This is a genomic window from Streptomyces sp. MBT53, from assembly GCF_016654115.1.
In the GTDB taxonomy this organism is placed as follows: domain Bacteria; phylum Actinomycetota; class Actinomycetes; order Streptomycetales; family Streptomycetaceae; genus Streptomyces.
Map to the genome: position 1 here is coordinate 1 of NZ_JAEQAZ010000122.1, position 13,043 is coordinate 13,043.

12 protein-coding genes are annotated in these 13,043 nt (G+C 71.4%); 6 read left to right on the forward strand and 6 right to left on the reverse strand.

Going from position 1 to position 13,043, the window contains the following annotated elements; translation table 11 throughout:
* Positions 1 to 1,264: SNF2-related protein (locus JHN45_RS34195; RefSeq protein WP_236584430.1), on the reverse strand; the 1,264-nt coding region annotated here is incomplete at its 3' end.
* Between the two features lie 194 nt (positions 1,265 to 1,458).
* Positions 1,459 to 2,289: an oxidoreductase gene (locus tag JHN45_RS34200; RefSeq protein WP_201053001.1), complete on the reverse strand. Its 831-nt coding sequence runs from the start codon at positions 2,287 to 2,289 to the stop codon at positions 1,459 to 1,461.
* A gap of 112 nt (positions 2,290 to 2,401) precedes the next feature.
* Here JHN45_RS34200 and JHN45_RS34205 point away from each other — a divergent pair, with 112 nt between their 5' ends.
* A complete protein-coding gene (locus JHN45_RS34205) occupies positions 2,402 to 3,313 on the forward strand; it encodes a LysR family transcriptional regulator (protein ID WP_201053003.1) in 912 nt (303 codons plus the stop codon).
* Between the two features lie 54 nt (positions 3,314 to 3,367).
* The gene (locus JHN45_RS34210; RefSeq protein ID WP_201053005.1) at positions 3,368 to 4,957 is read left to right on the forward strand and encodes a hypothetical protein; all 1,590 of its coding nucleotides are present in this window, start codon (positions 3,368 to 3,370) and stop codon (positions 4,955 to 4,957) included.
* On the opposite strand, the gene JHN45_RS34215 is transcribed toward JHN45_RS34210, so the two are convergent.
* Positions 4,942 to 6,396 carry a sigma-70 family RNA polymerase sigma factor gene (locus JHN45_RS34215; RefSeq protein ID WP_201053007.1) on the reverse strand — a complete coding sequence of 485 codons (1,455 nt, stop codon included), beginning with the start codon at positions 6,394 to 6,396 and terminating at the stop codon, positions 4,942 to 4,944. The two genes, JHN45_RS34210 and JHN45_RS34215, sit on opposite strands and share 16 nt — an antisense overlap.
* Positions 6,397 to 6,605: 209 nt before the next feature.
* Here JHN45_RS34215 and JHN45_RS34220 point away from each other — a divergent pair, with 209 nt between their 5' ends.
* From JHN45_RS34220 to JHN45_RS34230, 3 genes are all read left to right on the forward strand, one after another.
* A complete protein-coding gene (locus tag JHN45_RS34220; protein WP_200710170.1) occupies positions 6,606 to 7,022 on the forward strand; it encodes an SsgA family sporulation/cell division regulator in 417 nt (138 codons plus the stop codon).
* A gap of 68 nt (positions 7,023 to 7,090) precedes the next feature.
* Positions 7,091 to 8,536 (forward strand): NAD(P)/FAD-dependent oxidoreductase, encoded by a 1,446-nt coding sequence (locus JHN45_RS34225; RefSeq protein ID WP_201053009.1) that lies wholly within the window; start codon positions 7,091 to 7,093, stop codon positions 8,534 to 8,536.
* Between the two features lie 42 nt (positions 8,537 to 8,578).
* Positions 8,579 to 9,208: a hypothetical protein gene (locus tag JHN45_RS34230; RefSeq protein ID WP_200710168.1), complete on the forward strand. Its 630-nt coding sequence runs from the start codon at positions 8,579 to 8,581 to the stop codon at positions 9,206 to 9,208.
* Between the two features lie 30 nt (positions 9,209 to 9,238).
* Here JHN45_RS34230 and JHN45_RS34235 read toward each other — a convergent pair whose 3' ends face one another.
* The 3 genes from JHN45_RS34235 to JHN45_RS34245 form a co-directional block, all read right to left on the reverse strand.
* The gene (locus JHN45_RS34235; RefSeq protein ID WP_307783276.1) at positions 9,239 to 9,907 is read right to left on the reverse strand and encodes a polysaccharide deacetylase family protein; all 669 of its coding nucleotides are present in this window, start codon (positions 9,905 to 9,907) and stop codon (positions 9,239 to 9,241) included.
* A 59-nt stretch (positions 9,908 to 9,966) separates the two neighbouring features.
* Positions 9,967 to 10,653, reverse strand: coding sequence for a glycoside hydrolase family 11 protein (locus JHN45_RS34240; RefSeq protein WP_201053018.1), 687 nt, complete (start codon positions 10,651 to 10,653; stop codon positions 9,967 to 9,969).
* A gap of 232 nt (positions 10,654 to 10,885) precedes the next feature.
* On the reverse strand, positions 10,886 to 11,497 hold the full coding sequence (locus JHN45_RS34245) for a TetR/AcrR family transcriptional regulator C-terminal domain-containing protein (RefSeq protein ID WP_201053020.1): 612 nt from the start codon (positions 11,495 to 11,497) through the stop codon (positions 10,886 to 10,888).
* A gap of 57 nt (positions 11,498 to 11,554) precedes the next feature.
* Between JHN45_RS34245 and JHN45_RS34250 the strand changes: the two genes are divergently transcribed.
* A complete protein-coding gene (locus JHN45_RS34250; protein ID WP_201053022.1) occupies positions 11,555 to 13,033 on the forward strand; it encodes an FAD-dependent monooxygenase in 1,479 nt (492 codons plus the stop codon).
* The last annotated feature ends 10 nt before the right edge of the window (positions 13,034 to 13,043 follow it).

The following is a 13,043-nucleotide window of genomic DNA, read 5'->3' on the forward strand; positions in this document are numbered from 1 at the left end:
TCCCCGGGGTGGGGCCGGGCGGGGCCTCGCCCTTGGGCTGCCGGCGCGTCGGTTTCCGGCTCTCCGGCTTCCGGCTCTCCGGCGTCGGCAGGGTGTGCAGCGTGTCGAAGGTCGTGACCGCGACTCCGCCGCGCTCGCGCCACTCCCCGTAGGCCTCCTGCCGGTCCGGGCCGTGCACGGGCAGGGCGCGCAGGGTGCTGCGGGCGCCGATCTCGCGCGTCCAGTTGATGAGCACGCCGGCCGGGCAGACCACCAGGAAGTGGCTGTGCCCCTCGGCGGCGAGATGGGCCAGGACGGCGATGGCCTGGATGGTCTTGCCGAGTCCCATCTCGTCCCCGAGGACGACCCGGCGCTGAGCCAGGGCGAACCGGGCGCCGAACGACTGGTAGCCGCGCAGCGAGACCCTCCGATGGGTGTCGTCCAACTGCTGGGCGTGCACGCGCTCGGCCAGCTCCGAGGGCAGGAACCCCTCGCTCGCCGCGTGGTCCGGCAGCTCGCCGTCGACCTCGGCGAGCTGGCTGTAGTACTCGGCGGACCGCAGCTCGAAGTCGACCAGGGCCTCGATGTCGGAGACCGGCGGGCGCAGCAGGTCGGTGGAGGCCTGGGCGATCAGCAGCGGTACGCCACGGGCGGTGGCGTCGGTGACGAGTTCGTGGAGTTCAGCGACCGCCGCGAGCGCGCCCGCCCTGCGTCGGCGGCCGGCCAGCGCCATCAGCAGCCTGCTGGTGGCGGGCCGGGCCACCGGGAGCAGCGCGCCGAGCCGCTCGTCGAGCCGGGTGGCCGCGTCCAGCGCGCGGCGCAGCTCGGGGCCCGCCTCGACGAGCCGCTGCAGGGCGACGACCAGGGCGGTGGTGCGGGCGTCGGGGTCGTCGGCGTCGATGCGGACGGAGACGGTCTCCCCGACGGCCCGCGCGATCTGCCGCGCGGCGGCGAGCGCCCGGTCGGCGGTCTGCTGTCCCACGCCGGGCAGTTGCCGCAGCTCGTACCGGCTCGCCTCGTGCACCGCGCGCACGGAGGAGAGCCCCGCCGCCTCCACGGCGCCGAGCCGCAGCCGCCCCTCGGTGACGTCCTTCAGCCTGCCGACGGGGATGGACTCCAGCTCCTGGGCGACCAGTTCGGCCCGCAGCGGCTCCAGCGCGGAGCGGACGGTGCCGAGGGCGCGGGTGTGGTCGGCGCGCAGGGCGCGCGCCACGTCGTACAGCCGCGTCCCCCGCGCGCACAGCTCCCTGATCTGCCGTCCGCCGCGCGGAACATCCCCCTCCATGTCACCCCCCGCTCGCATGCGTCCCCTCGTGCGTCCATCGTGGCACCCACCACTGACAACGGGGACGGAGGCAGGCGGGCCAAGGGTTCCCGGCCGCCGGTCAGGCGTCGGACCGGTCGTCCGTCACGCCTCGAACCGGTCGTCCGTCAGGCGTCGAACCCGGCCGTCCGTCAGGCGTCGAACCCGGCCGTCCATCACGCGTCGAACCCCGTCGCCCGCGTCCGCTTCTCCCAGGCCGCGATGTCGCCGCGCACCTGGTCGAGGTGGCCGAGGACGGCGTCGACGGCGTCGTCGCCCAGGGGCAGATGCAGCGGGGTGTCCTCGGCGTCGAGGGCGGCGAGGATGAGGGCCGCCGCCTTCGCGGGGTCGCCGGCCTGGCCGCCGTCGCCGCCGGAGACGAAGCCGCGGGTCTCGGTCACCTTGGCGTACGCACCGCTGTCGGCGCTGACCCCGGCCCGGCCGGTGTCGAAGAGGGCGGTCCGGAAGGCACCCGGCTCGACGATGAGCACCTTGATGCCGAACTCGGCGACCTCGTCCGCGAGCGCCTCGGACAGTCCCTCCAGCGCGAACTTCGTTCCGCTGTACGCCGAGAAGCCCGCGAAGGACATCTGCCCGCCCATGCTGCTCATCTGCACGATCGCCCCCGAGCGCCGCTCCCGCATGGACGGCAGCACCGCGCGCGTGAGTGCGGCGGGCCCGAAGACATGCAGGTCGAACAGGTCCCGCAGCTCCTGCTCGGTGGTCTCCTCGAAGGCCCCGACGTGGGTCCGGCCGGCGTTGTTGACGAGGACGTCGATCCGCCCGTGCCGCGCCACCACGTCCCGTACGGCCGCCTCCGCCGCCCCCGTGTCGGTGACGTCCAGGCGCAGCGCCTCCACCTGGTCGGGGTGGGCGGCCACTAGGTCGTCCAGCGCCTCGGTCCGCCGGGCCGCGCCGACCACCACGTCACCGGCGGCGAGCGCGGCCTCGACGATCGCCCGCCCGAACCCGCTGCTGGCGCCGGTCACGAGCCACACCTTGTTCATGACGTCTCCCCTTGGGATTCCTGTTTCCATCCGCGTTTCCATCCGCGTTTCCTTCTGCGGACCAGCCTGCTCCCGCCCCCGGCGACGCGTCCAAGACCTAAGCTCATAACCGATGGCTATGACGATGGACGTCCATGTACGGGACCTGCGCTACTTCGTCGCGGTCGCCGAGGAACTGCACTTCACGCGCGCGGCGGAGCGGCTGTACGTGTCGCAGCCCGCGTTGAGCAAGCAGATCCGGACGCTGGAGCGGCAGTTGGGCGCCGAACTCTTCCGCCGCGACCGGCAGCGCGTGACGCTCACCGCCGCCGGTGCGGCCCTACTGCCGTACGCGGAGCGGCTGTTGGCCCTCTGGGCGGAGGGCACCTCCGCACTGGCGGAGGTCAGCGCGGCCGAACGCAGCACCCTGGTGGTCGGTATGAGCACCAGTCCCGGCCGGGGCGGTCTGCTGCCCGCGATCCGCTCCCGGTTCACGGCCGCGCGTCCGGAGGCGGTCGTACGGCTGCGGCAGGTGAGCTGGGACGATCCGACGGCGGGGCTCGCGGACGGCGGCACGGACGTCGCGTTCGTCTGGCTGCCGCTGCCCGACGCGGAGCGCTACGACTGGACGGTGGTCGCCGAGGAGCCCCGTCTGGTCGCGTTCCCGGACTCGCATCCGCTGGCCGCCCGCGCCGAGGTCGACTTCGCGGACCTCGTCGACGAGCCGTTCCTCGCGCTGCCGCCCGACGCGGGCCCGCTGCGCGACCACTGGCTCGCCCTCGCCGAACGCGGTGGCCGTCCGCCGCGCATCGGGGCGGAGATCGCGAGCACGGAGGAGACGTACGAGGCGCTGGTCGCCGGTCTGGGCATCTGTCTGGTGGCCGCGGGCAACGCGCATCTGATCACCCTCGGCGGGGTCACCACCCGCCCCGTGCACGGCGTTTCACCGAGCCGGTACGCCCTCGCGTGGCGGCGCGAGAGCGGCGGACAGCCGCTGGTGAGGGCGTACGCGGAGGCATGCCGGGGGGTCAGCAGCGGGGGGTGAGGGGCGTGGCTACTATGAGTCGGCTTCGGGGAGTTCGGGTCATAGGGGGTTGTCATGAGCGCTGGCCGTACCGGACGCGGAAGACGCGCGCCGTTCGCTTTCGTCGGGGTGGCCATGCTGGCACCGCTGTTCCTTCCCGGCGCCTCCGCGCAGGCGGCGTCGGGTTCGCTGACCGTGACCACGCTGGGGCGGCACGGCACCAAGGTGGCGACGACGGTGACCGTCGTCAACGCGTCGTCCGGCGAGCGGCGCACCGTCAAGTCCGGCAAGAAGCTCAGCCTGCCCGCGGGCAAGTACCTCGCGATGACCGACATCTACGAGAGCGCCACGGACGGTCTGGGCACCGACACCATCGGCGCGCAGGTCGTGACGGTGTCGGGAGCCAAGTCCGTGACCCTGGACGCCCGTAAGGGCAAGGCCGTGAAGGTGTCGCTGGACACCCCGGCCGATGTGACGGGACCGGCCCGGATCAGCGCGCAGGTGTGCGCCGGCAACATGGACATGCCCTCCGCGTACAGCGCGGGCGGCTGGAACGACGCCGGGGCCCTCTACGCCATCCCCAACTCCTCCAAGCTGCTCCAGTTCGCGTACATGGCGCAGTGGTCGGGCAACGACAGCTACGTCGCGGTCAAGAAGACGACCGGTATCCCTGCCGCGCCCGGCGGTTCGTTCAAGCGGTCGCAGCTGGCGACGCTGCGGTTCGACGTGCGCAGTGGGACGCAGATGGGCAGCCAGCTCGGCACCGCCCTCCAGGCCGAGCCCAAGGTGGACGACTGCACGACCGATCTGTACGCCGAGGTCAACGACGAGAGTGGGCCGTACAACGCCACGGTCCATGTGACACCCGGGACCTGGCGGCCGCGCGACGGCGCGACCGCGAACAACGGCGACGGTGTCAGCGGTGGTTTCCCGACGGTCAGGACGCTGAAGGCGGGACAGAGTTTCACCCAGTACTTCGGGCGGGCCGCGTGGAGCCCCATGCACTATCTGCCCCTCGTCGGCGAGAACTCCCTGACGTTCCTCCCGGACGCCCTGATCGGCGACCCCGACGTGGGTATCTGGGGCGCCGACCCGACCAAGGAGACGGTGGTCCTGTCCAAGGGGAGCACCACCGTCAAGAAGCAGACCCTGACCAACTGGGGTACCGGCGACGCCGAGTTCTCCGCCGCCGTCCACGGGGTCGACACCTACCGCCTGACCGTGGACGCCCACCGCTACCACCCGGGCATCACCTTCCCGTCCGGCATGCTGTCGTCGCGCGTCACCCTCGACTGGCGGTTCAAGGCCGACCCGGCGAAGTCGGCGGTCGCCCCCGTCTTCATGACCCGCTTCCTGCCGACCGGTCTCGACGGCTCCAACCGGGCGAAGGCGAACAGCGTCACGTCGGTCACCGTCAGCGCGGGCCGCGGCTCCCAGGGTCCGGACACCAGGCTCACCAGTCTGACGGTCAAGTCCCTGAAGGTCTGGGCGTCTTCGGACGGCGGTACGACCTGGAAGGCCGTGTCCGTCACCCGCTCCGGTACCTCCTGCAAGGCCGCCGTGCACAACCCGGCGTCCGGAGCGGTCGCCCTGCGCTCGCAGGTGACCGACTCCGCCGGCGGTACGTCGACGGAGACGGTCTACCGCGCCTACGCGATCGGCTGATCCACCTCGGCCATCCGGCCACAGGGACGGCCGCCGCCGCCCGGGGGCTCAACAGGCGTGGGTTCGGAGGGAGTCGGGGCCACCACGGAGGGTTCCGGTGACGGTTCGGACGGGGTCGTAGGCTCCGGGGGCTCCTTCACGGGATCGCTCGGAGCCGGGTACGTGGGCGTCGGCTTCGTGGGCGTCGGCTCAGGATCCGTGGGAGCCGGTGACGTCGGAGTCGGCTCGGGCTCCGGAGTCACCGGCGGCGTGGGCTCGGGCGTGGGAGTCGGCGTGTCAACGGGGGCCGTAGGAGCAGGTGTTGGGGTGCTGTCCCCCACGGGTATCGCGACCGTCCCGGTTCCGCTGTGGCCAAGTACGGCCGGGGGTACGGCGGTTGCGGACCCGTCCGGTGCCGACGCGGGCGAACTGCCGCCGCCCGGCGTCTTCGTGGGCTTCCCCGCCCCCGGCTGCGCTGCCACCGGCGCCTGGGTGACCGGGACTTCGGCCACCGGGCCCTTCGCCACCGGGACCTCGGCGGAGTCGCTGCCGCCGAGGACGACGATCACCGCGACGGCGCCCGCGACGGCAGCGCCGACCGCCGCGCCCAGCTGTGTCTTGGAGGCGCCGACGGCCGCGTGCCGTACGCCGTGCAGGAGTCCGCCGTGCCCGCTCGCCGCGGTGACCGCGCCCGCGGACCCCGCGCCGAAGGCCAGCAGGAACTTGCCCGCGCCGCCGAGCACGAACACCAGCAGGGCCGGTGCCACGAGCGCGGGCAGCCGGTCGTTGGCGCGCATCAGGGCCGCGAGCCTGGCCCGGCAGTCGTCGCACGAGTCGACGTGGCCGAGGAGCCGTTCGGACTGCCGCTCGGTGGCGCCGCCGCGCACATACGCGGGCATCCGGGCCCAGTGCACCTGGCACGCGGGATCGTCCGGAGCACCGGTCTGCGCCCGCAGGAACGCCTGCCGCATGCCCTCCCGCGCACGGTGCAGCAGTACGGCCGTGGCCCCCTGCTTGGTGCCGAGCTGGGGGCCGATCGCCGCCAGCGGCAGCCCCTCCGCCTCGGCCAGCCACAGCGCCTTCACCCAGCGCTCCGGCAACTGCTCAAGCACCCGCACCAACAGGTCGGTCGAGGACACCTGCTCGGCCGGGTCGCCCCCGTGGACCTGGTCGTGCGCCCGTTGCGCGCCGACCCGCTCGCCGACCTCCGGATCGAGCGGCGTCTCGCGTGCCGCGCTCCCCGCCGCGCTCGCGAGATGCTTCACCGTGGTCATCAGGTACGCCGGTACGTTGTCGATCTCGTGCCCGGCGGACAGCCTGCGCCACACCCTGAAGTGCGCCTCGGCGACGAGGTCTTCGGCGATCCAGGTGTTGCGGGTGAGCAAGCGGGCGTAGGCGACGAGGCGCGGCTGCTGCTCCTCGTAGATCCGGGCGTATGCGGCGGTGGGGCCGTCGTTCATGGCAGCAACGCTCCAGTTGCCAGTGGGGCGGGGGAATGGGTTTGTACCCTAGATGGCAAAACTTTCAATTAAAGTTGCAGCCGCCCCCCAAGGTGATACAGGTCACATGAATTGCCTTGTGCGACGGCGTAATCAAAGACCCCTCCGCGTGATCAAGGAGGGTGCGTCGGTACAACGGCCGCCGCCCCCGCCCGAATCGGAGACCGTCCATGAGCCCCATCACCCTGGAACAGCCCACCGGCGCCCGCCTGCTCGCCGACGACGACCAGGAGTTGGCCGTGACGGTCACCCTTCGCTACTCCTCCGGCGACCCCTTCGCCGTCCAACTCCTGTTCCCCGCCTGGATATCGCTCGACGGCAAGAAGGTGACCTGGACCTTCGCGCGGGCGCTCCTCGAGGAGGGTCTCGACACCCCCGCCGGGATGGGCAACGTGCACATCAGGCCGTACGGCCCCGCCCACACGGCGGTCGAGTTCCACTCGCCGGAGGGCATCGCGATGATCCGCTTCGACTCGGTCGCCCTGCACCACTTCCTGCGCCGCACCTACCGGGTGACCGAGCCGGGCCGGGAGGCCCTGGAGCCGTCCCTCGACCGGGGACTCGCCTCGCTGCTCGACGGCGCGTGAGGCGGGAGCCGGACCGGTGGGCCAACTGCCCTCTGTGGCAGGCGAATTGAGCTTGTTATCGTCCCCTCATGAGTGAATCGCCGCAGCGGCTGCCCCAGTTGTCCCGGACGCCCACCCGCGCCGTGGTCGTCGGAGGCAGTCTCGCCGGGATGCTCGCCGCGGCCGCCGTCCGGGACCACGTCGACAGCGTCGAGATCATCGAGGCGCACGAGCTGCCGGAGGGCCCCGAGTCACGCCCCGGCGTGCCCCAAGCGGCGCATTTCCACGTCCTGTTGTCCGGCGGAGCGGACGCGATCGACGAACTGCTGCCCGGCTCGATCGCGGAGTTGCTCGCGGCGGGCGCCAACCGCGTACCCATGACGACCAACATGGTGCTCTTCTCCCCCGAGGGCTGGTACCGCCGCTGGCAGCGGGACAGCCACTACCTGATCGCCGCGAGCCGGGACCTCACCGACTCCGTCGTACGCCGGCACGTGTTGAAGGACCCCCGCGTCCATGTACGTCCGAACACCAAGGTCACGGCCCTGCTGGGGAGTTCGCGCCGGGTCACCGGGGTACGGCTGAGCGCGGCTGACGGCACCGAGAGCGAACTCACCGCGGACCTGGTCGTCGACGCCTCCGGAAAGGCGGCGCGCACTCCGCACTGGCTGGCCCAACTCGGCGTCCCCGCCCCGGCCGAGGCCCGCATCGACTCCGGCATGGCCTACGCCAGCCGTATCTACCGCGCCCCTGTCTCCACCCGGAACTGGCCCCTGATCAGCGTCCAGGCCGACCCGCGCAGCGGCGAGCCCGGCCGTGCGGGCGGCATCGTCCCGATCGAGGACGGCCGCTGGCACGTCAGCCTGATGGGCACCCCGGGCGGCCAACCCTCGCGCGACGCGGCCGAGTTCGAGAACTACGCCCGCACCCTCCGCCACCCGCTCGTCGCCGACCTCCTGGCCCACGCGGAACCGCTGACCGACATCGTCATGACCCACAGCACGGTCAACCGCCGCTACTACTACGAACGCCTCAAGTCCTGGCCGGAAGGCCTGGTGGCACTGGGCGACTCGGTCGCCGCGTTCAACCCGGTCTACGGCCACGGCATGTCGGTGGCGGCCCTGGGCGCCGTGGCCCTGCGCACCCAACTGTCCTCCCTGGGCCTCGGCCACGGCCTGTCCCGCTCGGCCCAGCGGGTCATCGCCGCTCCCGTCGACCTCGCCTGGAGCCTCGCGGTCGGCCAGGACATCCACTACGCGACCACAACAGGCAAGAACGCGGGCCCGGCCGACCGCCTGCTCCAGCGCTACGTCAGCCGCCTCTCCCACACCGCGACAGGCTCGTACCACGTGGCGACGGCGATGACGGAGGTCCTGACCCTCAAGTCCCCGGGCACGGTCCTGCTACGGCCCGACGTCGTCACGGCCGCGCTGCTCGGACCCCTGCGGCCACAACTCGACGGGCCGACGTTCACGGCCGGGGAGCGACGGCTCCTGACGGAGGCCGGCATCACGCTGCCCGGGCTCAACTCATAGCCGAGGCAGCCAATTGTCAGTGGCGGCTGCTTCCATGACGTCATGAGCACCGTGCACGACACCGCCGCCCTCCTCCCCTCGCCCGCCGAACTCCGCGTCCATCTGCGCGCGTTGGCCGCCCTGGACAGCACGATCGGCGACGACGAGGAGTACTGCCGGTACACCTTCCACCCGGACTGGGGCCCCGGGGAGGAAGCGGCCCGGATGGACAACGGCTCGGGGGACGAGTTCACCGTCCTGTTCACCCCGGCCGGCGTACTCATCATCGGCTTCGACCACGAGTCGGAGATGAGCCCGTACGGGACGGACGACGAGGAGATCTGGCCCGGCGTCATCGACGACGTGCCCGCCGCACTGCGCCCGCTCCTGGACGATCCCGCCTTCCACGACGCGAGCATGGGCGTCTCCCCGATCACCGCCTGCCTGTGGCACGAGACCGGCGACACCGCATGGCGCGCCGGCCCGGCCATCGAATTTCCCGCCGGAAACGAGCACCCCGACGGCTCCGACTCCCTCTTCCACCTCCTCACCGACCGCTCCCCCGAGACCATCCGGGCCGACTTCGAGGACTACTACGAGCGCGCCGTCCCGATCGACGCCGTGCGCCACGTCCTCGCCGGGCACCCGGTCACTCCCGGGATCACCACGGCCCTCGCTCCGCCCGCGTCCTAGATGTACTGACTCGCTGGGTTGTTGGCGCCGCTACTGGGGAGCCACGGCGCGGCCGGTCTGTGGGGAGATCATTCCGGCGCACAGGCCGCGGGCGGTCAGGCCCTGGGCGATGCGCGGGATCGCCGCGACCGTGTTGGCGGGCCAGTCGTGCATCAGGATGATCTGGCCGGCGGTGAGGCGGCCGGCCGCGGCGACGATCGCGTCGGTGCTCGCGCCGTTCCAGTCCTGCGAGTCGACGTCCCAGATGATCTGTGTCAGACCGTACTTGGCCGCCACGGCCTTCACCGTCGCGTTGGTCTCGCCGTACGGCGGGCGGAAGAGCCTGGGCGTGCCGCCGCCCGCGGCCGCGACGGCCTGCTGGGTGCGGTAGATCTCCGAGTCGATCGTCGCCTGGGTCTGCTGGGTGAGGTGCGGGTGGGTGTAACTGTGGTTGCCGACCCACATGCCGGCGGCGACCTCGGCCCTGACCTGCGCGGGGTAAGCGGCCGCGTACTGGCCCTCGTTGAACGTCGTGGCCCGAAGTCCGTTCTGCTTCAGCGCGTTGAGGAGGGCGGGGGTGTTGCCGGACGGGCCGTCGTCGAAGGTGAGCCCGACGTAGCCGCCGCAAGTGGCAGCCTGCGCGGGGGTGTTGACGCCTACGGCGAGGGTGCCAGCGGCGATCAGCGCGGCGACGGCGAGCGTGGTGGCCGGCGTGGCCACCCGGGATCGTAACGAGACGTGCGGTGCGGACTTCATGTGACGTGTCCTCCCGAACTGGCTTAGCCCACCGTGATGTTGGAGTTCCCGCTGCTCTGGTAGCCCTCGGTCGCGAGGATCATGTAGTAGCTGAAGCTGCCCAGCGGCATTCCGGCGCGGGCCCAGGCGTCGAAGTGGTTGCCCGTGGTGATGGTGCCGCCGGTGCGCTTGGTCTGCCGGACGCTCCAGTACTGGTCGAAGGTCTTCGTGCCCTCCACCGAGGGGGCGTTGTACCGGGTGGTCTTGTAGATGTCGTAGGTGCCGCCGTCACTGGTGACGGTGCCCTTGTACGTGCCCGTGGGCCGGTAGGTGCCCCAGTTGTCGACGATGTAGTACTCGACGAGCGGGTTCGACGTCCAGCCGTAGAGCGACAGGTAGCCGTTGCCGGACGGGTTGAAGGTGCCCGAGTACGTCACGTTCCGGCGGGCGCCGGTGCTCCAGCCCTTGCCGGCCACGAAGTTGCCGGTGTTCTTCCAGGTGGTGCTGTAGTTGCCCCCGGAGTTGAGGGTCATGGAGACCGTGCTCTGGGAGTCGGTCCAGAACGAGTAGTAGTAGCCGTTGTTGGTGCCGGTCTGGTTCGTGGTGATCACGGTGGCGGCACTGGCGGTGCCGGGCAGAGTCATCGCCGCGAGGAGGGCCAGCAGCAGGGTGCAGGCACCGCTGATGGACAGCCGTAAGCGTTTTGTCGTGCGTGCGGGTGTGTTCTCCATGCCGCGTCAGTGTTGGTACGTCCCTGTCAACTGTCAATAGTTTCGGTCGCAGGTGCGAAATATTCGCTGGCGTATTGGCAGGTGAGATCACGGTAATGGGCAGCTCACCCAGTTCGTCGGGCCCATTCCCGAATGTTTTCGAGCGAATGTTTCGAAGAATCGGCGTGAGTGTCGATCGCGCCGACGCCCGGCCGATAGCGCGCCGAAGACCCTCCGCCGACCAGCGCGCCCCTCACCGCCCCGCGAGGATCGCCGCCACCCCGAACTCGAACCGCTCGTCGAAGGACCCCGGCGCGAGATGCCCGGCCACGCGGTGCAGCGCGGGGTGGGTCGCCTCGGAGATCGCGCGGGCCAGGATGTCGCCCAGCGGACGGTGGTCGACGGCCTGCTCCTCCTGGGTGAGCCCCAGGGCGAAGTAGATGACCGCCCACGAGGTCCAGGCGGCCTCACGGTCACCGAGTCCGCATGCGAGCAGCGCCTCGACCAGCGCTTCCGCGAAGGCGAGGGTGCCCGGTTCGGCGGGGTAGGTGCCGACCACCAGGGCCGCGCCGTCACGGTGGGACAGCAGGCCGCGGCGGAAGCGGCGGGCCAACTCGCGGGCCCGTTCGGCGGGTTCGGCCGGCAGGTCGGTCAGCGGGATCTCGCCGAGTACGGCGTCCGCCATCAGGTCCAGCATCCGGGCCTTGGTCTTCACATGCCACTGCACGGTGTTGATCCGCACGCCGAGCCGGTCGGCGACCGCGCGCGTGGACACCGCGTCGAGGCCCTTCTCGTCCAGGAGGTCCAGTCCCGCGCGAATCACGATGGCCGGATCGAGTCGGTCGCTCTGTTGCCTATTGGTCACCGACCTAGTTTACTGCACCCACAAGCATTGGTCAGCGACCAAGAAGTGGGTGGTCCCGTGGAAACACAGCAGGTCGTCATCGCCGGAGGCGGACCCGTCGGACTCTGGCTCGCCGCCGAACTGCGGCTGAACAACATCTCCGTCACCGTCCTGGAAACGCGCACCGACATCGACCAGCGCTCCAAGGCGCTCACCGTGCACCCGCGCGGCATCGAGGTACTAGCCTCACGCGGAATCCATCAGCGCTTCCTCGACGAGAGCCTGAAGATCTCCACCGGCCACTTCGCCAACCTCGGCAACCGGCTCGACTTCTCCGTCCTCGACACCCCCTTCCCCTACACGCTCTTCATCCCCCAGGCCCGCACCGAGGCGCTCTTCGAGGAGTACGCCCTCGGGCTCGGCGCGAGCATCCGGCGCGGCCACCGCGTCACGGGCCTCACCGAGCACGCGGACTCGGTGACCGTCCAGGTGGAGGGGCCGCAGGGGCCGTACGAGATCCGGACCGAGTACCTCGCGGGCTGTGACGGGACCCGGAGCACCGTGCGCCAGGCGGCCGGGATCGACTTCCCGGGTACGGAGTCCCGCTACCTCGGCTGGCTCGGCGACGTGCTCTTCGACAACCCGCCGGCGCCCGGCTTCAACCGCTTCACCGAGCGCGGCGGCCTGATGATCGTGCCGCTGCCCGACAACCGTTGGCGCATCGCCGGCACCAGCCCCGACAGCGCGACCACCGAGTGGCCCGGCGACTTCACACTGGAGGAACTGCGGCAGAAGGTCATCGACATCGCGGGCGACGACTTCGGCATGCACGACCCGTCCTGGCTCTCCCGCTACGGCAACGCCACCCGCCTCGCCACCCACTACCGGCGCGGACGCGTCGTACTCGCCGGCGACGCCGCCCACCAGCACTACCCCACCGGCGGTGTCGGCATGAACGTCGGCTTCCAGGACGCCTTCAACCTCGGCTGGAAGCTCGCCGCGACGATCGACGGCTGGGCCTCGGACGGACTGCTGGACAGCTACCACACCGACCGCCACCCGGTCGGCGAGCAGTTGATGGAACACAGCCGCGCGCAGACGTATCTGTTCCACGCCTTCACACCCGAGGGCCTCGCCCTGCGCGACCTGCTGAGCCGAATGGTCCCGGAGTCAAGGGAGTTCAGCGACGTGCTGGCCGGCCGCCTCACCGCGCTCGACGTCGCCTACCCCAGTACCGACCCCGCGGCCCACCCGGTGACCGGCACCCGCGCCCCCGACCTCGCCCTCCCCGGCACCGACAGCACCCTGTTCGGCGCGCTGCGGGCGGACTCGTACGTCCTGCTCGACCTGACGGCGGAGGGCACGCTGGCCGACCGGGCCCGGCAGCGGGTGGCGGTGCACGGCGGGGCCCCCGACCGGACGCGGCCGGCTTGGGAGGACGTACGCGCCGCGCTGATCCGCCCCGACGGACATGTCGCGTGGGCCTGGACGGAACAGGACGACATCAAGCTGGCGGCACAGGTGGATCCGGTCGTCGCCACCGTCCTCGGCCGCTAGTCAAATGGGA